This window comes from Nonomuraea sp. NPDC003707 (genome assembly GCF_053587055.1).
Genome location: NZ_JBSFNK010000032.1, coordinates 35,741 through 55,493, shown reverse-complemented (window position 1 = coordinate 55,493; position 19,753 = coordinate 35,741). Strand labels below are relative to the sequence as shown.

At 74.1% G+C, this 19,753-nt stretch carries 15 protein-coding genes; 2 read left to right on the top strand and 13 right to left on the bottom strand.

Going from position 1 to position 19,753, the window contains the following annotated elements; all coding sequences use genetic code 11:
• Positions 1 to 10: 10 nt before the first annotated feature.
• From ACWDRB_RS50695 to ACWDRB_RS50685, 3 genes are read right to left on the bottom strand one after another with little or no spacing between them, the layout of a single operon-like run.
• Positions 11 to 1,054 (bottom strand): cobalamin B12-binding domain-containing protein, encoded by a 1,044-nt coding sequence (locus ACWDRB_RS50695; RefSeq protein WP_449907249.1) that lies wholly within the window; start codon positions 1,052 to 1,054, stop codon positions 11 to 13.
• Complete coding sequence (locus ACWDRB_RS50690; RefSeq protein ID WP_449907245.1) at positions 1,051 to 2,712, bottom strand: PP2C family protein-serine/threonine phosphatase; 1,662 nt, start codon at positions 2,710 to 2,712, stop codon at positions 1,051 to 1,053. The genes ACWDRB_RS50695 and ACWDRB_RS50690 overlap by 4 nt, the downstream gene beginning before the upstream one ends.
• Positions 2,713 to 2,769: 57 nt before the next feature.
• A complete protein-coding gene (locus ACWDRB_RS50685; protein WP_449907242.1) occupies positions 2,770 to 3,645 on the bottom strand; it encodes a helix-turn-helix domain-containing protein in 876 nt (291 codons plus the stop codon).
• 104 nt (positions 3,646 to 3,749) lie between these two features.
• Between ACWDRB_RS50685 and ACWDRB_RS50680 the strand changes: the two genes are divergently transcribed.
• On the top strand, positions 3,750 to 4,475 hold the full coding sequence (locus ACWDRB_RS50680) for an alpha/beta fold hydrolase (RefSeq protein ID WP_449907239.1): 726 nt from the start codon (positions 3,750 to 3,752) through the stop codon (positions 4,473 to 4,475).
• Here ACWDRB_RS50680 and ACWDRB_RS50675 read toward each other — a convergent pair.
• From ACWDRB_RS50675 to ACWDRB_RS50655, 5 genes are all read right to left on the bottom strand, one after another.
• Positions 4,462 to 5,757, bottom strand: a complete 1,296-nt coding sequence (locus ACWDRB_RS50675) for an ankyrin repeat domain-containing protein (protein ID WP_449907236.1) — start codon at positions 5,755 to 5,757, stop codon at positions 4,462 to 4,464. The two genes, ACWDRB_RS50680 and ACWDRB_RS50675, sit on opposite strands and share 14 nt — an antisense overlap.
• 160 nt (positions 5,758 to 5,917) lie before the next feature.
• Complete coding sequence (locus ACWDRB_RS50670) at positions 5,918 to 6,952, bottom strand: Gfo/Idh/MocA family protein (RefSeq protein ID WP_449907233.1); 1,035 nt, start codon at positions 6,950 to 6,952, stop codon at positions 5,918 to 5,920.
• Positions 6,953 to 6,960: 8 nt separating this feature from the next.
• Positions 6,961 to 7,686, bottom strand: coding sequence for a ThuA domain-containing protein (locus tag ACWDRB_RS50665; protein WP_350736561.1), 726 nt, complete (start codon positions 7,684 to 7,686; stop codon positions 6,961 to 6,963).
• A 31-nt stretch (positions 7,687 to 7,717) separates the two neighbouring features.
• Positions 7,718 to 9,808, bottom strand: a complete 2,091-nt coding sequence (locus ACWDRB_RS50660; RefSeq protein WP_449907230.1) for a beta-galactosidase — start codon at positions 9,806 to 9,808, stop codon at positions 7,718 to 7,720.
• Positions 9,809 to 9,822: 14 nt separating this feature from the next.
• A complete protein-coding gene (locus ACWDRB_RS50655) occupies positions 9,823 to 10,860 on the bottom strand; it encodes a LacI family DNA-binding transcriptional regulator (RefSeq protein WP_449907227.1) in 1,038 nt (345 codons plus the stop codon).
• Positions 10,861 to 10,972: 112 nt separating this feature from the next.
• On the opposite strand from ACWDRB_RS50655, the gene ACWDRB_RS50650 reads away from it, so the two are divergent.
• Complete coding sequence (locus ACWDRB_RS50650) at positions 10,973 to 12,088, top strand: TetR/AcrR family transcriptional regulator (protein ID WP_449907225.1); 1,116 nt, start codon at positions 10,973 to 10,975, stop codon at positions 12,086 to 12,088.
• Between the two features lie 4 nt (positions 12,089 to 12,092).
• Here ACWDRB_RS50650 and ACWDRB_RS50645 read toward each other — a convergent pair whose 3' ends face one another.
• The 5 genes from ACWDRB_RS50645 to ACWDRB_RS50625 form a co-directional block, all read right to left on the bottom strand.
• Positions 12,093 to 13,919, bottom strand: a complete 1,827-nt coding sequence (locus ACWDRB_RS50645; protein WP_449907223.1) for a rhamnogalacturonan lyase — start codon at positions 13,917 to 13,919, stop codon at positions 12,093 to 12,095.
• A 243-nt stretch (positions 13,920 to 14,162) separates the two neighbouring features.
• Positions 14,163 to 15,179 (bottom strand): aminotransferase class V-fold PLP-dependent enzyme, encoded by a 1,017-nt coding sequence (locus ACWDRB_RS50640; protein WP_449907221.1) that lies wholly within the window; start codon positions 15,177 to 15,179, stop codon positions 14,163 to 14,165.
• A gap of 31 nt (positions 15,180 to 15,210) precedes the next feature.
• Entirely contained in the window at positions 15,211 to 16,716 is a 1,506-nt protein-coding gene (locus ACWDRB_RS50635; RefSeq protein WP_449907218.1) for a serine/threonine-protein kinase, read from the bottom strand.
• Positions 16,713 to 18,044, bottom strand: a complete 1,332-nt coding sequence (locus tag ACWDRB_RS50630; protein ID WP_449907215.1) for a serine/threonine-protein kinase — start codon at positions 18,042 to 18,044, stop codon at positions 16,713 to 16,715. The genes ACWDRB_RS50635 and ACWDRB_RS50630 overlap by 4 nt, the downstream gene beginning before the upstream one ends.
• Positions 18,041 to 19,753 carry a protein kinase domain-containing protein gene (locus ACWDRB_RS50625; RefSeq protein WP_449907212.1) on the bottom strand — a complete coding sequence of 571 codons (1,713 nt, stop codon included), beginning with the start codon at positions 19,751 to 19,753 and terminating at the stop codon, positions 18,041 to 18,043. The genes ACWDRB_RS50630 and ACWDRB_RS50625 overlap by 4 nt, the downstream gene beginning before the upstream one ends.

Genomic DNA, 19,753 nt, shown 5'->3' with positions numbered 1-19,753 from the left:
CCAGACGGCGCTACCGACGCGCCACGTCGCGCGCCCCCTCCAGCATGACGAGGGCGCGGGGGGAGCCGGGAAGGCGCTCGGCCAGCGCCTCCAGGACGGGGAGCAGCACCCGCGCCGGGATACCCCGCGCCGCGAGGACGTCCGCCATCCAGCCCGCGAAGGAGGAAAACAGCTCGGGGTCGTCGACGTACAGGGCGGCCCGCAGGTGGTCGATGATGGACGCGACGTCCTCGGCGGGATGTCCGAGCCTGCGCTCCGCGTAGGTCGGCGCCAGCTCGGGGACGCGCCGGGACAGCTCTTCCGCGACGCCTCTCACCAGGTCCACGGCGGACCCGGTGAGGTCGGTGTACTCGGGCCCGGCCAGGTGCGGCCGCTCCTCGGCGCTCCGGCCGGACGCCGGGCGGCACGGCGGCGGCCCGCCGGCCAGGAGGTCGGCGGCGGCACACGCGTCGGGGGCCCAGGCGTCGGCTCCGAGCAGCCGGGCATGGCGTCCGTCCGGGCCGAAGGCGGCGCCGCCGGCCAGCACCGGCGTGCCCACCGCCTGGCACGACGTGATGGCCGCGTGCGCGGCGGGCAGCCGGGGCGCGAGCGAGCCCGACAGCGCCACCGCGTCCGGATCCGTCCGGTGCAGGTGCGCGACCAGGTGCGGCGTGGGCACCTGCGCGCCCAGGTAGTCGACGTGCCAGCCGCGCAGGCGCAGCACCTCGGCCAGCAGCCGCGCCGGGAACGCGTGCCACTCGCCGTGGACGCAGGCCACCGTGATGCGGCCCCTGCCCGGCTCCGGACTCCGCCGTGCGGAGGGCAGATGGGCCAGCGTCGCGAGCACGCGCTCGTTGACGGCCGTGACGGTGTGCTCCTGGGCGACCGTGATGCGGTCGGCCACCCATTCCAGGCCGACGCGCGACTGCACCGCGGCGACGACGTCCAGCAGCAGGGTCTCCATGGGCATCCCGGCGTCGAGCGCGGCCAGCGCCGCGTCGGCGGCGGCGTACTCGTCACCGGCCGTCGCCGCCGCCCACAACGTCTCGACCCGTTCCTCGACGTCGTGTGTCATGGCGGCGCGCCGTGAGAGGGCTCGCGGGGCGCGGTGATGGCGACGACCGCCATGTCGTCGTGCTCGCCGGCGCCGACCCACTGGCAGGCCAGCATCTGGACGCGGTCGGCCAGGGCTTCGGGGGGCATGCCGGCGCACTGCCGGAGCTGCTCGCACAGCCGCTCCTCGCCGAAGAACTCGTCGCCGAGCGGTCCGCCCCTGGCCTCGACGATGCCGTCGCTGTAGAGCAGGCACGTCTCGCCGGGCTCCAGCAGCACCGGCTCGGTGACGCTGGTGATGTGCTCCACCAGGCCGATCAGCGTGCCGGCGGCGTGGACCGGCTCCACGCGGCCGTCGTTGCGCAGGATCAGCGGCGGCGGATGCCCGGCGCTGGTCAGCCGCACCACGACCTGGTTCGCGCGGCGCGAGATCGAGGCCAGGACGAGCGTGACGAAGCTCGTCGGATCCCCGTGGGTGAGCAGCGCGCCGTTCAGCAGTTCGAGCACCCGATGGTGGTCGTCGGCCAGCGGCACCAGGGCGCGCAGGATGTTGCGGATCCTGCCGGTGAGCACGGCGGCCTCCAGGCCCTTGCCGGACACGTCGCCGAGCACCACCAGCGACTCCCGGCCGGAGCCGCCGACGGGATGCACGTCGTAGAAGTCGCCGCCGACGCGTTCGCTGTCGCCCGCGGGCCGGTAGCGGGCCGCCAGCTCCACGCCCTCGAGCGGCGGCGCCGTGGGCGGCAGCAGCTCGGCCATCAGGGTCTCGGCGATGGCCGCCTGCTCGGCGTACAGCCGCGCGACCGAGATCGCCGCGCCGGCCCACGCGGTGAACAGCGGCGCGAACACCCTCTCGGCGTCCGAGAAACCGGCCTGAGGGGTACGGCGCAGCAGCACCAGCGCGCCCGCGGCCAGGCCATGGCCCGGCAGCGCGGTCACCGCCACGGAGCCCACCTCGCCGCCCACCTCGCCGCCCCGGTCGCGCAGCACCCAGCCGGGCGCCTCGGCCGGCTCGACCCACCGGATGGGCGCCGGAGGAAAACCCTGCAGCGCCTCCGCGAGCCCCGGGAGCGTACGGGGATCGACGGACGCGCGCTCGCGGGACACCTCGCCCCGCGGATCGCAGTAGACGACCATGTACTGGCGCGGGGCCAGCGGCATGACGACCAGCGCGGCGTCGGCGAGCCGCCGGGCGGCCAGGCGCGCGGTCGCCTCCAGACAACGCTCCAGGTTCAGCGACGACAGCAGCTCGACGGACGCCTCCACCATGAACGCGGTCCACTCCCGCTCGGCGCGCAGCTCCTCGACGGCCCGCTGGTGATCGTCGACGTCGACCAGCCACCACGTGACCCGATCGCGCCCGGCGTGCACCGGATGCGCCTCGAACACCGGCCCGCCGACCGGCCCGCGGGCCCGCTGACCCACCCGCTGACCCACCCGCTGATCGGCCCGCTGATCGACACGGCGCCCGGCGCAGACCTCACGATGGGCCTGCCACAGCCAGGCCGGGGCCACCCGCGCCAGCGGCACGCCGACGGCCGCGCCGGCGAGAAGCAGCCGGGCCGCCTCGTTCGCCTGCTCGATGATGCCGGCGCTATCGACCGTCAGCATCGGGTACGGCGCGTCGTCCCACACCATCCCGATCGTGCCTCGCCCCAGACCCCTCTCCAGAACCGTCACTCTACGTGCTGGGGGCCGTGGCCTTCGTCACGTCATACTGGTTCTTTGCAGTATCTTTCACCCCTCGCGCGGCGTGCGGATCTTCAGGGAAATCGATTGCTCGCCCTCGTGGGCCGTTGTGGCGGTGGCCGAGGCGAGAAGGGCGAGTTTGTCGGCGTCGTCAGTGCCAGGGTCCGGGTGGTAGACGACGAGCGTCTGGCCCGGAGCGCCGCTGACGCCCAGCCGCTCCCGGTTCAGCCGCAGGCCACCGACCTGCGGGTGATCGATGTGCTTGGGCGCGCCTTCGCACGCCTCCACGTCGTGCCGGGCCCAGAGCCGGCTGAAGCGGGGGCTGGCGAGGGAGAGCTCGCCGACGAGCTCGATGCATCGGGGATCGTCCGTGTCGGTGCCGACGGACTCACGGAAGCCGGCGACCATGCCGGCGGCGGCGTTCTCCCAGTCCGGGTAGAGCGCCTGCTCGGCGGGGTCGAGGAACAAGTCCCGCAGGCGGTTGGCGCCCGCCACGAGGCGCGGCGACAGAGCGGTGGCCAGCGCGTTGGCGGCGAGGACGTCGAAGTAGCGGCCCTCGACGTACGCGGGCAGCGGCAGCATGGCGACGAGCTGGGCGACGCCCGGAGGGACGGTCTCCTTCCTGGGCCGCCGCCGGCGCCGCCGGGGTTGGCCGGCGCCGAGGCGCAGCAGGTACGCCGTCGCGTCGTCGTCGAGCCGCAGCACGCGGGCGAGGGCCTCGAGGACCTGCGCGGAGGGGTTGCGGTCGCGGCCCTGTTCCAGGCGCAGGTAGTAGTCGGCGCTGATGCCGGCGAGCATCGCGACCTCTTCCCGGCGCAGGCCCGGCACGCGCCGCACCCCCGAAACGGGGATACCGACCTGTTCGGGAGTGATGAGCTCGCGGCGCGCGCGCACGTAATCACCCAGCAGGTTCGATTCGCTCATCCCCGCACTGTAATCCGCGCGGCCGCCTGCCTGCCTGGTCCTGTCACCCCCAGGATCGCGGGGGCTCTGGCTCCGTCCGGGCCTGGTCGGCAGCCTGGCGGACCATGACAACATATTTGCTGGTACACGGCGCCTGGCACAGCGGACAGTGCTGGGAGCGGGTCGTCCCGTTGCTGGAGTCGGCCGGACACCGGGTGGTCGCGCCGTCGCTGACCGGCCACGGCGACAAGGCGCATCTGCTCAGCCCCGAGGTCGGGCTGGACACGCACGTCGGCGACATCGTCGGGCTGATCCTCGAGGAGGACCTCACCGAGGTGATACTCGTGGGACACAGCTACGCGGGGCTGGTCATCTCGTCCGCCGCTAACCAGGTCCCGGATCGGATCGCACATCTGGTCTACCTCGACGCGATGGTCCCGGAGGACGGTGAGAGCGCGGCCGACGTCCAGCCCGTGACCCGGGCCCTGATCGACCGCGCCGCGCAGTCCGGCAGCGGCTGGCGGGTTCCGCCGCTGCCCGAGCTGCCGCCGCCCGCGGGGCTGTTCGGGGTCACCGACCCCGCGGACGTCGCCTGGCTGCGCACGATGCTGTCGGATCAGCCGGTGCGCTCCCTCCAGCAGCCGGTCCGGCTGGACAACCCGGCCGTGAACACGATCCCGCGGACCCACATCCACTGCACCGTCGGCAAGCCGGACGGCATCACCCGCCGGCCCGTCCCCGAGACGCAGCCCAACGGCCTTCCGGCACAGGTGTGGGAACTGGAGACCGGCCACGACTGCATGATCACCATGCCGGCCGAGCTCGCCGAACTACTGCTCAAGCTCGACTGACCCTGTTGAGCAAGAGGGAGTCGATGGCCGGGTCGCCCGTGGGCGGGTCCAGGCGGGTGGGGGCACCTGCCTCCAGGAGGGCCTCCACGGTGCCGACGTAGTCGCCGTCCTCCGCGCGGTTGTGGCGCAGCCCCCACAGCGCGCAGTCCAGCGGCGTCGGGCCCTCGTCGTCGAAGGCGCGGTCGTCCAGATCGGCGCCGCGCTCGATGAGCAGCCGCACGGTCGCCGTTCGGCCGTGCATGGCGGCCTGGTCGATCGGCGTGAAGTTGCTCCAGCCGCGCGTGTCCACCGCCATACCGGCGTCCAGCAGGGCCCGCACCACGTCGGTCCGGCCCAGCAGGGCGAACTGGCCCAGCGCCCAGCCGTAGTCCCCGGTGTCCGCCGGGTTGCCGAGAGCCGGCGGCGGCGCGGCGGGCAGGCGCGCCGACTCGCCCCGGGCCACCGCCAGGACGGCGGCGTCCACCGGGTCCAGGTCGGCCGTCGCGCCCCGCGCGGCCAGCAGTTCGTACGCGGCCAGATGGCCGCAGCGGGCGGCCAGCGCGAGGGGGCGGCGGCCGACGTCCCAGCGGTCCCACGGCAGGTTCACGTCGGCCCCGGCGTCGAGGAGCATCGTCAGGATGCTGACGCCCCGGCCGCGGGCGATGGCGTGGTGCAGGGCGCGGCAGGCGTTCACGTCGGCGCCGCGGTCGAGGAACCAGCGCAGCCCCGCCGCGTCCTCGAAGTCCAGCTTGTGCGCCACCATGCGCTCGAAGCCGGGCCGGTGGAGGAGGTCGAGGAAGGCCGGGTCCGACTGCTCGCACGCGTGGTAGAAGGCGTCCTCGTCCGCGGGCGCGCCGCGCTCGACGAGGAGCCGGGCCAGGGCCAGGTCGCCCCGTTCCACGGCGTCGAACAGCGCCGTCCGCCTGCCTTCGCCGCCCCACTCCACGGTGTGGCTGCCGGGGTCGGCGCCGGCGTCCAGCAGGAGCCGGGCGCACTCGCGTACCCGCTCGTCGGGGGCGACGGCCCGCCGCAGCAGCACCAGCAGCGGCGGGAGCCCGCCGACCGGCTCACGGGCCGGGAGGAACGCCGCCAGCGCGGCCGGATCGGCCAGGACGAGCGCCCGCTCGATGCCCTCCAGGGCGGCGACGCGTACGTGCTCGACCAGCTTCGGCCAGCTCGGGAAGCCGTACTCGCGGGCCAGCTCGAACTGCGCCCGGCTCAGCGGGACGCCCCGGGCACGCTTGCGGTGTTTGGCCTGCTTGCGCAGATGCTCCAGCGAAGGGCGCTGGGGAAGATCGGACACGGCGAACCTCCGGCTGCCCGGGTCCGCGAGCTCGGGCCGAGGTCCGTCGACCACATGGAGTGTGCCGCCAGTGGGATGATCCCTTCCCCGCGGACTGGACGCGCCCGGCAACGCCCTCCCATCCTAGCGGGGGCCGCGCCGAGGCGCGGCCCCCCGGGCGTCAGAGCGTGATCGGTACCCGCGCGCCCGTGCGGGCCGACTCCAGGGCCGCGGTGACCATGGCCAGGCTGCGGATGTTGTCGTGGCACTCGCCCTGCGGCGCCTGCCCCGTACGCAGCCCCGTCACGAACTCCTCCAGCCCCTCGGCCAGCCCCTGGAAACGCCGCCGGCCGGGGAACGCGTCGGCCTCCGGCGGGTGCGGCCGCACCACGTGCCCCTCGGCCGCCTCGGCCGTCGGATCACCCTTGCCGTCCCAGCGCGCCGTCCCGCGGGGACCGGCCGCCCGCCAGCTGCCCGTCCAGGACGTCGCCTGGCCCGGCGCCGACCAGCTCCCGGCGAACGTGTAGCGCAGCCCGCCGGTCATCTCGAAGATCGCGGTCGCCGAGCACGCCCCCGGATACCACGTCCACGACGGCCGGAACGACTCGCAGTAGACGGACACGGGATCCGTCCCCGACACCGCCCGCGCCGCGTCGAACAGGTGGATCGCCATGTCCTGTAACAGCGGATGCTCCAGCGTCCCCAGGAACTCCGGCCCACGGTAGGGCATGAAGAACTCCGAGGTCAGCACCCCCAGCGGCCCCAGGTCGGCCACCGTGCGCCGGAAGGCCACCAGGGTCTGCATGAACCGGCGGTTCTGGTTGACCGCGAACAGCCGCCCCGCCTCGTCGGCCGCCCGGACCATCGAGCGGGCCTCGTCCAGGGTGACCGCCATGGGCTTCTCGCTCAGCACCGCCGCCCCGCGCCGCAGCGCCGTGACCGTCACGTCGTGGTGGGCCTGGGGGACGGTGCAGTTGACGATGAAGTCGGGCTCCTCGCCGTCGAGCACGGCGGTCAGCGAGGCGCTGACGGGCAGGTCGTCGAGGCCGAGCTCGGCGGCGGAGGCCCGGGCGCGCTCCTCCACCACGTCCACCCAGCCCACCAGCTCGGTGCCGGGGTGGGCGACCAGCTCGGGCGCCCACTGGCCGCCGATGTAGCCTGCGCCGACCACCACGCCGCGCAGCGGCCGGTCCTCCTTGACGATCTCGAAGGTCACGCGGCCCCCTACCACTGGATGGGGGTGTGGGCGTTCTGGAGCGGCTCGCCCACGCCGTCCGCCGGCGCGGCCCACAGGACGGCGTTGGCGAGCACCCGCCGCACGCCGGGGTGGTGGTAGACGGGATATTCCTGGTCGCCGGGACTGAAGTAGAAGATCTTGCCCAGGCCCCTGCGGAAGCAGCAGCCGCTGCGGAACACCTCGCCGCCGCTGAAGTTGCTGATGAACACCAGCTCGTCGGGCTCCGGGATGCCGAACGGCTCGCCGTACGTCTCCTGCTGCTCGATGACGAGCGGACGGGGGACGCCCTGCGCGATCGGGTGGCCGGGCGCGACCGTCCAGACCAGCTCGCGCTCGCCGGCGTCGCGCCAGTTGATCGTGCAGGTGGAGCCCATCAGCGCACGGAAGATCTTGGAGTAGTGGGCCGAGTGCAGCACCAGCAGGCCCATGCCGCCCAGCACGCGCCGCCGCACGCGTTCCACGACCTTGTCGTCGACCTCCTCGTGCGCCATGTGGCCCCACCAGGTCAGCACGTCGGTGCCGGCCAGGACCGCGTCGGTCAGGCCGTGCTCGGGCTCGTCGAGCACGGCGGTACGCGTGCTCACGCGCTCGCCCAGCAGCTCGGTCAGCCCTTCCGCGATGGCGCCGTGCATGCCGTCGGGATAGATGCGGCGTACCGCCTCCTCGCGCGGCTCGTGATAGTTCTCGCTCCAGACAGTGACGTTGACCGCCATGCGTTTCCTTCCTGGCCGTACGGGCGCAAGATCAGCGTACGTCGCCGCCTGCCGTCTCCGACAGCACCCGCACGTCCCACGGTCCCAGCGGCAACTCGGCGCCGGCCTCGTGGGCGGAGCCGTCGAGCACATCCCGTACCGGGACCGGTACCCGCACCGACGCGGGCTCCCACGCCCAGTTGTGCAGGAAACGAACCCGCCGCCCGTCGCGCGCGGTGGCGCCGGTCGAGGTGACGCCGGGCGGCAGCTCCGACCAGGGGCCGGGCGACGGCACCAGCCGGCGGAACAGGGCCTCGGCCAGGGCCGCGTTGGGCACGGTGCCGACATAGGTGATCCGCCCCCGCCCGTGCGCGCGGGTGGTGATCGCCGAGAACCGCCCGAAGTGCGGGTGCTCGTAGCCGGCCAGCACCTCCGCCCCGTCCGCCTGCAGGCCGTCCGCCCACCGGGTGCCCGCCGCGCCCTCCGGGAACGCCGTGCCTCCGACTGGGCCCTTGACCGGCACGTCCTCGGACAGGTTGCTGAACTCGTCGTACCAGGCGCCCGCGGCGTCGGCCAGCCTGCCCGGCTGGACGTCCCTGCGGGCCCGCGCCTCGGCGTCGGCGTAGCCGGTGCGCGGGCCGACCACCAGGTGCCCGCCCGCCGCCGCGTACGCCGTCAGCCAGTCCAGCGTGGCGTCGTCGGCCACGTACAGCCCGGCGGCCACCAGCACCGGATGCCGGGCGGCCAGCGCGGCCGGCTCCTCGGCGACGGCCTGGGCGGCGTGCACCACCCGCACCTGGCAGCCGGCGTCGAACGCGCCACGGTAGAACGGCTCGAAGATGCCCTGGTAGGAGCGCTCGTCCGGCCCGCCGTCCGGCCGCCCGAGCGCAGGCTGGGCGCTCAGCGCCCACTTGCTCGGCGTGGAGTAGAGCATCGCGACGTCCGCGTCCGGGACCAGCCCCTCGACCAGCTCTCCCGCCGTCTCCAGCTCGGCCCCGATCCGGGCGATCTCCCGGTACGTGCGCCCCGGCCGCCCGCTGTGCGGCAGCACGCCGCCCCAGTACGTCTCCGTGCCGAACACCAGCGTCCGCCACTGCCAGTACTCGATCATGGAGGCACCGCGGGAGACGAGCGCCCACGCGGCCTGCCGCCACTGGCCGTCGTAGGCGGGCTGGTTCACCCAGGGCGCCCCGATGGCCTGCGCGTTCGTCTCGGTCACCAGGAACGGCTCCTGGCGGGAGGAGAACATCCGGTCCGCGCTGAGGTAGAGCGCCCAGGCGCTCCTGGTCATCCAGCTCTGCGGCGCGTCCTGCGGCGCGGGCAGCGCGAGGCCGTCCTGCATCGTGTAGTACGGGTTGCCCGCGGCGACGTCGAGCCGCCGGGTCAGCTCGTCGTCGGCCACCCCGGGCCGGTCGTAGGCGATGCACGTGGTGACGAACTGCTCGGGACGGGCGTACTCGCGCACGATGTCCGCCTGCCAGCCGATGAACTCGGTCACCTGGTCGGCCTGGAAGCGCCGCCACGCCTGCGTGTACTGCGGCTGGGCGTTGCCGTCCGGCCGCCACAGGTCGGCCCAGTCCGACAGCCGGTGCGACCAGTAGACCAGGCCCCACTCCCGGTTCAGCGTCTCCACGTCGCCGTAGCGCTCGCGCAGCCAGTCGACGAACCGCTGGAACACGCCGTGGTTGTGCAGCAGGTGCAGGCCCGGCTCGTTGTCGACCTGGAAGCCGATGACCGACGGGTGGCCGGCGTACCGCTCGACGACCTTGCGGGTGATCCGCTCGGCGTGGAAGCGGAACGCCGGGTGCGTGAAGTCCATCTCCTGCCGGGCTCCCCACCCGATGCGCTGCCCGGTGGCCCGCTCCCCGGCGATCTCCGGGTAGAGCCGGGCCAGCCACGGCGGCACCGCGTACGTCGGCGTGCCCAGGATGACCCCGATGCCGCGCTCGTGCGCGCCGTCCAGCGCCGGTTGCAGCCAGTCGAGGTCGAAGCGGCCGTTCGCGGGCTCCCAGGTGGACCAGACCGACTCGCCGACCCTGATCACCGAGAAACGCGCGTCGGCCATCAGGTCCAGGTCGGTCTTCAGCAGGTCGGCGGGGTGGTATTCGGGGTAGTAGGCGGCGCCGAAGAGTACTCGCGGCACAGGGGTTCCCTTCCTCACTTTGCGGGCGGTGCGGTCGATCGGCGCACCACGAGGTACGCGGGCAGGTCGGCGGGCTCGCCGGGCTCGGCGGGCTCGCCGGGGGAGCGCTCGATCTCGGCGGCGAGCAGCGCGAGGCCGTGGCGGGCGATCGCCTCGAAGTCCTGGCGGATGGTGGTCAGCGGTGGCGACAGGTACGCCGCCGCCGGGATGTCGTCCATGCCGACCACGCTCACCTCGTCCGGCACCGCGCGACCGGCCTCGGCCAGGGCGCGCAGCACGCCGATCGCCATGTCGTCGTTGGCTGCGAACACCGCCGTGACCCGCGGGTCCGCCGCCAGCGCCCGGCCCGCCGCGTACCCGGAGGCGGGGGACCAGTCGCCCTCCGGCGCCGGCGGCTCGGGAGCCCCGGCGGCGGCCAGCGCCTCCCGCCAGCCGCGCGCCCGGTCGCGCGCCGCGGGCCACCGGTGCGGCCCCGCGACGTGCCAGACGGTGGTGTGCCCCAGGCCGAGCAGGTGCTCGGTCGCCTGCCTGCCGGCCTCCACGCCGGACGGGCCGGTGACCACGACGCGCGGCCCGTCGAGCCCGGGGATCGGCCGGAAGCTCAGCACGGGCACGTCCGGGTCGACGCGCAGGTCCTGGTCCCCGTTGATCGGGTCGTCGATCGGGTCGGAGATCACGACGGCGTCCACGCCCTGGGCCAGCAGCGACTCGACCGCGCTCGTGACGCCGGCGCCCTCGCCCGCGTAGGCGACCGCGAACGCGTACCCGATCTGCCTGGCCTGGCGTTCCAGGGCGACGAGCAGGGATGCCGGGCCGGAGAGCGAGCTGCCGATCGAGGCGACCCCGATGCGGTGGAAGCGGCCCAGGTGGAGCGCTCTGGCCGCGGTGTTGCGGCGGTAGCCGAGCTCGCGCGCCGCGGCCAGCACCCGCTCGCGGACCTCCTCGGTGACGTACGGCTCGCCGTTCAGCACTCGCGAGACCGTCTTCTGCGACACGCCCGCGAGGGCGGCGACGTCGGTGCTGCTCGGGGGCCTTCGCCTGGCGTCGGACACTCGCGGCTCCTGGGTTATGACTACGTAGTCAGGTTCGCTCGTGGGACGTGTCGATGTCAAGAGCGCTATCATTCGGATGATGTGAACATCTGAATGTTGGGAGTGTGGCTCGATGGTCAGGCTGACCCGGGCGCAGCAGCAGGAACGCACCCGAGCTGCCGTGCTGGCGGCGGCGAGGGAGGAGTTCGCCGAGCGCGGATACGCCGAGGCCAAGGTCGACCGGATCGCTGAACGGGCCGAGCTGACCCGCGGCGCGGTCTACTCGAACTTCCCGGGCAAGCGCGCCCTCTACCTGGCGGTCCTGGTCGGCTCGATCGGGCCCGTGACGGCCGAGGAGAGCTCGCCGCCGTCCAGCGTGGCCGAGGAGGGCCCGCCGCCGTCCGGCGTGGCCGAGGCGCTGGGCGCGTTCGCCCGCGTGTGGCTCGAACGGCTGCCCCTGACCGGCGACACGTCCGCCGGGGGCAGGCTGCAGTCGCGCTCGCTGGCCGGGGTGTTCGACGACGAACCCGGCCGCACCGCGCTGGGGCAGCTCGCCAGGCTGGAGGCGCTGCTGCTCGCCCTCGCGCTGGAGCCGCGCGCGCCGGGCCACGCGCGGCGGGTGCGGCTGGCCGAGCTGGTCCTCACGCTGCTGAGCGGAGCCGCTCACCTGGCCGAGACGGCGCCCGGCTTCGGCGACCCCTTCGACGTGGCCCGCGCCTGCCGGCACCTGGCCGGCCTCGACCTCGCCGACACGTGGGACCCGCCCCACCTGCCCTACGTCACCCCCGCGCGAGCCGTCCGGGACACCTGGGAGCCGCCTGCGGAGCTACCGGACGAGCTCACCGGCCGCCGGACGAGGTTCGACGCCGACGGCGTGATCGCCGTCCTGGGGACCGGCCGGCTGGAGGCGGCCGAGGAGGCCGTCCGCGCCGCCCGCCCGGAGGATCGCGTCACCATCGCCGTGGTGACCGGCGATCCCGCCGAACTGGGGCGGCTCGTACGGCTCAGGATCGGCGACCTCGCCGGCAGCCTGCGCCGGGTGTTCGGCCCGGATCCCCGGCCGGGCCTGCACCTCGTCCTCGACGAGCACGCCGCCGTCGCCTCGGCCGCCGGGGTCCCGGACGCGGACGACGCCACCGAGGCCGCGGTACGCGTCCAGGCGGGCCGGATCGTCGCCCGCGCCCACGGCCGGGGCGCCGCCCACGCCGCGGCCGTCACCGGACCCGCCCTCCCCCGTACCGACCGGTAGTGCGTCAGCGGACGTAGATGTTCGGCCTGGGCGGGGTGGGCATGGCGTCGCCGATGAAGAAGCTCGTGTGCGGCGGCTGGTTGTAGGCGGTGTTCTGCCACGCGACCGACACCCGGTAGAGCGGGTCGTGCATCAGGGTGTGGATGCGGCGGTCGGTGGGCGTGGTCGTGGCGTAGATCCGCAGGGCGCGGTTGTCGCTGGTGGGCCAGACGACCTCTTCGCGCCAGTCGCCGAACAGGTCCGCCGACAGCGACGGGGTGGCCTTGGTGCCGTTGTTGGAGTGCACGCCGGAGGCGGTCAGCAGGCGGGTGTCGGCGCTGGTGCCGTACTTGTCGATCCTGGTCTGGTCGAGCAGCTCCCGGAGCGGGTCGGCGTCCCACCAGACGAGGAAGTTGACCGAGGACGGCTTGCGGCCGGCGTTGTTGCCGGTGACGCTGCGCAGGTTGCCGTCGGCGGCGGACCAGAACTCACTGGCGATCCTGACCGTCGAGATGTCGCCGGCCACGCCGCGGCCGTTGTCGCCGTTGGCGGGGGTGGACCAGAGGATCTGGCCGGTGCGCGGGTCGATGTAGAGCGAGGAGGGCTGGGAGCCCGACTCGCTCACCTTGAAGTACTCCAGGCCCGCCCTGCCCGGGTCGAAGTCGCCCAGGTGCTGGGCGTCGCCGTGGCCGGTGCCCGTGGTCCACATGCCGGTGCCGTTGTCGTTGACGGCCATGGCGCCGTACACGATCTCGTCCCTGCCGTCCTGGTCGACGTCCCCGACGGACAGGCTGTGGCTGCCCTGGCCGGTCCACTGGGAGCCCGCCGAGTTGCTGTCGAACGTCCAGCGCTTGGTGAGCGTGCCGTTGCGGAAGTCCCAGGCGGCGATGACGGAACGGGTGTAGTAGCCGCGGGCCATGATCAGCGAGGGGCGTTCGCCGTCCAGGTACGCGGTGCCGGCCAGGAAGCGGTCCACGCGGTTGCCGTACGAGTCGCCCCAGCTCGACACGGTGCCGCGGGGCGGGTCGTAGGAGACCGTGGACCTGGCGGTGCCGGTCTGGCCGTCGAACATCGTCAGGAACTCGGGGCCGGACAGGACGTAGCCGCTGGAGTTGCGGTAGTCGGCCGACGCGTTGCCGATGACCGTGCCCACGCCGTCCCTGGTGCCGTCGGCGGTCTTCATCGCGACCTCGGCCCGGCCGTCGCCGTCGTAGTCGTACACCTGGAACTGGGTGTAGTGGGCGCCCGCGCGGATGTTGCGGCCCAGGTCGATGCGCCACAGGCGGGTGCCGTCCAGCCGGTACGCGTCCACGTACACGTTGCCGGTGTAGCCCGACTGGGAGTTGTCCTTGGCGTTGGTCGGGTCCCACTTGAGCACGATCTCGTACCGGCCGTCGCCGTCCACGTCGCCCACGCTGGCGTCGTTGGCGTTGTAGGTGTAGGCGACCCCGTCCGGCGTCGTGCCGCCCGACGGCGGCTGGATCGGCACGTCGAGGTACGAGCCGCCGGTGAAGCGGAGCGAGGCGGGCGAGGCGGCCTGCTCGGCCCCGCCGACCACCGCCCTGACCGTGTACGAGGCGTCGGCGGCGGCGCCGTTGTCGAGGTAGTTGGTGGAGGCGGTGAGGTTCGTGGCGACCCTGGTCGAGCCCCGGTACACGTTGAAGGCCACGCCGTCGGGGTCGGTGCCGAGCAGCCGCCAGGACACGAGGTTGCCCGAACCGGACCGGACGCTGGTCAGGCCGCGGTCGAGGTCCTCCATCTGCTTCGTGGGCGGGGCGGCCTGGGCGGGGACGCCGTTGATCACCGTGGTCAGGGCGAGGACTGCCATCGCGCCGGCCAGTCGTAAGCGCATTCGCTCGGTTCCCTTCTTGGTAAGCGCTTTCCCGATGGGCGAAAAAGAAAGTTTCATCGGGGTGTTAGCGTTAACGGACGCAGGCCGGGACCGCGGATGTCAGGGACGAATGTCAGACCTGCGGAAATGGCCACAATGTCTCCTCGTCGGCAAACGGGGTCGCCGCGTCCGCGGCCCGGCGTATTAAAGCGGCCCCGTCTCCCACTCGCAAGGGTCCGCTGTCATGACCGAGTCACGGCCTCGTCAGGTGAGGGCGTGCAGCGCGCGGTCGACGTCGTCGGCGGTGGTGTAGACGTGGAAGCTGGCCCGCACCTTGCCCGCCCGGACGGCCGCGCGGATGCCGGCCGCCTCCAGGCGCTCGCCGGGGGCGTCCACGGAGACGATGGCCGAGTCGGACGGTTCGAGGCCGAGCCCGGCCCTGAAACGGTTGGCGAGGGCGACGTTGTGGTCGCGGATCCGCTCGACGCCGAGCTCGTCGAGCAGCTCGATGGCCGGGGCGGCGCCGACGTAGGAGAACCAGGCCGGCGACAGGTCGAACGCGCGGGCGTCCGGCGCGAGCCGCAGCGGCGGGCCGTAGTAGGAGCCGCCCTCGTCGGCCCCGGCGTACCAGTTGGCGGCCAGCGGGCGCATGCGCTCGCGCAGGCGGGGCGACAGGTAGCCGAACGCGGCCCCGCGCGGCGCCATCAGCCACTTGTACGCGGCGCAGGCCAGCGCGTCGATGCCCTCGACCCGGACCGGCAGCCAGCCGCAGGCCTGGGAGGCGTCGGCGATGACCAGCGCGTCGTGGGCCCGGGCGGCGGCCACGATGTCCTGGAGCGGGGCGACGTACCCGGTGGCGGACTGGACGAGGCTGAAGGCGACGGCGTCGGTGGAGCCGGTGACGGCGTCGGCCAGCCGGTCGGCGGGCACGGTCTCGACCTCGGCGGCCACAGCCCACGGGAACAGGTTGCTGGTGAACTCGATCTCCGGCACCACGACGCGCGCGCCCGGCGGCAGCGCGGTGGCGACCGTGGACATGATCTGGGAGGCGGTGGAGCTGACGGTGACGTCGGCGACGGGCGCGCCGACGAGCCGGGCGAAGGCGGCGCGGGAACGGCCCACTGAGGCGTCCCATGGTTTCCAGTCGCCGCTGCCGTGCCGCCATTCGGTGAGGATGGCTTGGAGCTCTTCGAAGGCGTGGCGAGGGGGCAGGCCGTAGGAGGCGGTGTTGAGCCAGCCGGGGGCGGCGTCCCAGAGCTCGTGCGCCGAGGCGATGTCCATGGGGCCAGCCTAAGGTCGCCGGCCGCCGGTTTCAGCTGGGGCGTTTCAGCAGGCGGCCGATGACCAGGCGGGTGAGCTTCTCGGCGTTCCCGGCGATGGAGCCGTCCGGGTCGACGCCCACCGAGCGGCCGTACTCGACCGTTCCGTGGAGGTTGCTCAGCCGGAACTCGTACGTCACCTTGTACCGTCTGAGGCTGCTCGTCGCGGCGTCGGTGTAGGTGAACGCGTCGTGGGCCAGGCCGTCGACCTCGCGGTAGTTCGTGTGCAGCCGGGACGCGACCCGCTTCGAGAGGTCGAACGTGGCGTCCGACATCGTCTCGCTGTCCAGCGTGTTCAGCGTGATGGACAGCTCGCCGCGCTTGGCCTCCGGGATCGCGTAGTCGCTCTTCCACGAGCACGAGGTGAAGTCGCCCTTGACGTACGTGAACGGTTTGCCCGCCGAGGGGGCGAGCTCCCGTACGAGGTCGTCGGAGACCAGCCTGCACGGTTCGGGGGGTTTGGCGAACGGCGGGATGTCGTCCGGCACGGGCGCGGCGGCCGGGCCCGTGCCGGAGGCGGCGGCCGGGGGCACCGCGGTGGCGCCGACGGGGACGAGCAGCGCGAGGCCCGCCCCCAGGACCGCGGCGGCGGCCACGGCGGGGACGAGGGCGGCCGGCCTGACGCGCGGCGAGCTCTTGGCCGGGGCCGGGGGAGGGGCGGGGGCGTCGGCAGGGACGGGCCGGCCGACGATCTCGACGCCGCCGACCGTGACGGTCGCGACCTCGAAGGCCGGCCGCGCGGCGGCGCCCCGCAGGGCCGCGTGGACGGCGGCCGCGTCCGGGCGGCGGGCCGGGTCGGGGTCGAGGAGGTCGCGCAGGAGGGCGGTGAACGGGTCTTTCGCCTCGATCGCGATCCCCTGCCGGACGGCCTCCGCGGTGGCGGCGGGTGTGGCCCGGACGAAGGGCGGCCTGCCGAGCGCCGCCGCGTAGAGGATCGCGCCGAGCGCCCAAAGGTCGGCGGCAGGCCCCGGCACGACCCCGTCACCGTCGTCGGGGGTGAGCTCCGGTGCGGTGAAGCCGGGCAGCCTGGCGGCCGTTTCGGTGGCCAGGGCCGGGATGGCGAAGTCGTTCAGCACCACGTGGCCGCCCGGGGCCAGCAGGACGTTGCCCGGGTGCAGGTTGCCGTGGGTGACGCCGTGCCGGTGCGCGTACGTCAGCGCGTCCAGCACGCGCAGGCCGATCGCGGCGGCCGCGGCCGGGCCGAGGGCGGCGCGCTGGTGGAGTTCGGCGCGCAGGGACCAGCCGTTGACGATCGGGGAGAGGATCCACACCTCGGCGCCGACGCCGACGACCTCGTGGACGGGGTGGATCGACGGGTGCCGCAGGCTCCCCGCGGCCATGGCCTGCCGGCGTACCTCGTCGAAGTCGGCCCGGCCCTCCGGGAGCGGCAGGCGCTTGGCCGCCACCTCCATACCGGTGCGGCGGTCGAACACCCGCAGAGCGCGGCCGGGCGCGCCCTGGGCGAGAGGGCCGATCGGGTGGAAGCGGTCGCCGCTCATGATTTCCCCTGGAGTCTGGCCGCGGTGGTGCGCGCCGCGCGCATGGCGGTGTCCCGCATCTCGGAGGTGACCGCGGAGCCGTTCCCCATCACGGACACCTCGATCACCATCGTGCGGACACGCAGCCAGACGTTGCTGCTCACGCTGGACAGGATGCCCACGGTGGTGTCCTGGGAGAAGCACTCGTCGCCGAGGCCGGGCACGTTCTTGACGGGGGTGGTGACCGCGCGCTCCACCTTCGAGGTGCCGGTCTGCGACTGCCGGCGTTTGCGGAGGGCGTCGAACACCTTGCGCGCGGTGTCCACGTTCTGCTGGGTCTTGATCGTGACGCCGGCGCCGTCCACGGTGACGGAGCACGTGGACGACTTGCTCGGCAGCACCCGGTCCGTGGGGACGACCACCGCGCACGGGTCGGGGGAGGGGGCCGCCGCCGCGGTCCGGGACCGGCTCGGGGTCGCGGTCGGAGTGGCGGGGGTGGTGGCGGCGGTCGAGTCGCGGGTCGCGGTGCCGGGTCTGGCGACGGCGAGGGCCGCCACGGTGGCCACGAGCGCGGTCGCGGCGGTGACGGACACCCAGAGCGTACGGCGCCCGCTCGCGGACCTGACCTCGGTGGGCACGGTCCGCACCTCGGCCGCGACGGCCGCCGCGCGGGCCGCCGCCTCGGCGAGGACGGCACGGACCTCCGCCCCGTCCCGCGTCCGGTCGAGCGCGGCCCGGAACGCGGCCGCCTCCCGCAGCTGGGGAAGGAGCGCTGGGGAGGCGGCCGCGTCGCCCGGGTGGGGCGTGGAGCCCCGGTCCAGGGCGAACATGAGGGTGGTGACGAGCATGCGCACATCGACGGCGGGGGCGGCGTCCGGCGTGGTGGTGCCGAGGCCCGCCAGGACGGTCTCGCCGGTCGCGGCGATGAGGACGTTGCCCGGCGTGACCGCGCCGTGCACGTGCCCGTGCGCGTGGACGACGGCCAGCGCGTCGAGCAGCCGCAGCCCCATCGCGGCGACCCGGCCCGGCTCCAGCGGCCCCTCGGCGGCGGTGATCCGGTCGAGCGAGCCGCCCCTGATGAGGTCCATGACGACCCAGGGTTGAGGGCCGGAGGCGAGGACGTCGTGCACGGTGACGAGCCCGGGATGGCTCAGCGACGCCGCGAACCTGGCCTCGGCCAGCACCCGCTCCCGCTCACCCGCCCCTGAGCCCGGCTGGGCGGTGGTGAGGGGGATTCGCTTGACCGCCACGTCGCGGTGCAGGACCTCGTCCCTGGCCAGCCAGGTGCCGCCACCTGGGCCGAGCGGCTCGACCAGGGTGTAGCGTCCCGCCAGTACGGTGCCCCTCATCGCGTCAGCGCCTCGACGACCGAACGGGCCGCGGCACCCGCCTGCTCGGGCAGTGTGGGGTCCTTGGCGACCTCACGCCGCAGCGTCAGCTTGGCCACCAGGTTACTCACCCGGAAGACGATCGCGACCTCGGTCTGCGGCCGGCGATCGTCGGTGACGGTCCACGTCATCGCCTCGTCGCCGAGTCCCTTGAGGTCGGTGATCTCGGAGCTCTTGCCCAGGGAGGAGTATTTCCTGCTCCGTTCGGCCTCGTTCCGCCGCGAGTTGAAGTCGTCGGCGGCCAGCGCGATCTCCGCGTGGGTGTCGGTCGGCTCCTGCATCTCCAGTTCGAGCCGCAGCGACCGGGATTCCTTGGCCAGGCTCTGATGCCAGGTGCACTCGGCGTTCTCCCTCGGCATGATCAACGCCTTCGGGACGGTCTTGGCGGCCTGCTCCGGGGTGAGGAGGCCGCACGCGCGCGGCAGGGCGGCGAACCGCCCCGCCCCGTCCGTCGCCGACGGTGCGGCGGCGACGGACGCGGGGGCCGCCGCGGAGGTTCTCCCGAGCTGGGGTACGACGACCGCGCCCGCGCCCACCAGGGCCGCGACGGCCAGGGCGCCCAGCACGACCGGCAGCCGCACCCCGGGCGGGGTGGCCCGCGGCGGTTCGGGAAGTACGGCTGTAGCGGCCGGCCCCTGCACGACCGCCTCCAGCCAGCCCCGGAGCCGTTCTGCACCGGGACGCTTGTGTGGATCCTTGTCCAGCGCGGCGGCCAGCACCGGCCACAGCACGCTCCCCGAAGGGGTGGGTGGCTCGGTGAGGACGGCGCTCAGCGTGGCGACGGCGCTGTCCCTGGCGAACGGGCCGCGCCCTTCGACGGCGGTGTAGAGGGTGGCGGCCAGGGACCACAGATCCGAGGCCGGTCCCGCGGCCGCCGACCAGGCATCCGAGCCGGGCCCGGCTGCTCGTGGCGACGTCGGGCCGGTCGGCTGGATGGCGGTCCGATCCGCAGGACCCGCACCGGTCGGGCCGGTGGGTTGAACCACGGTCCGGTCGGTGGCGTGACCATCGGTCGGGCCTGTGGGCTGGATGAGGGTGTGGTCCGCGGCGGGGACGTGGTCTGTGGTGCGGGCATGGTCTGCGCTGGGGGCGTGCTCTGCGCTGGGAGCGTGGCCTGTGCCGGGAGCGTGCAGACATTCGGGGGCCGTGTAGCCCGGGGTGCCGACCGGTGTGCCGGGCAGGCCGCCGACCAGGGTGGCGATGCCGAAGTCCGTCAGCACCACGCGCCCGTCCCCCGCCAGCAGCACGTTGGCCGGCTTGACGTCCCGATGCAGCACCCCCGCCGCGTGCGTGGCCGCCAGCGCGGACAGCACCCGCAGCCCGATCTCGGCCGCGCGGCGCGCGGGCAGCGGCCCGTTCTCGCGGAGGACCTGCTCCAGGGACGGCCCGTGGACCAGCTCCATCACGATCGCCGGATCCCCGTCCTCGACGATCAGGTCGTGCACGGCCACGATCGAGGGATGCCGCAGCGCGGCGGCCGTCCTCGCCTCGGCCAGCGCGCGGTCGCACAGGGCGGCCCGAGACGCGGCGTCCAGCCCGGGGGCCAGCCGCACCCGCTTGACCGCCACCTCCCGCCCGAGGCTCTCGTCGCGGGCGCGCCAGACGACGCCCATGCCGCCCCCGCCGACGGGCTCGATGAGCCGGTACCTGCCTCCGATCAGCGTCGTCAT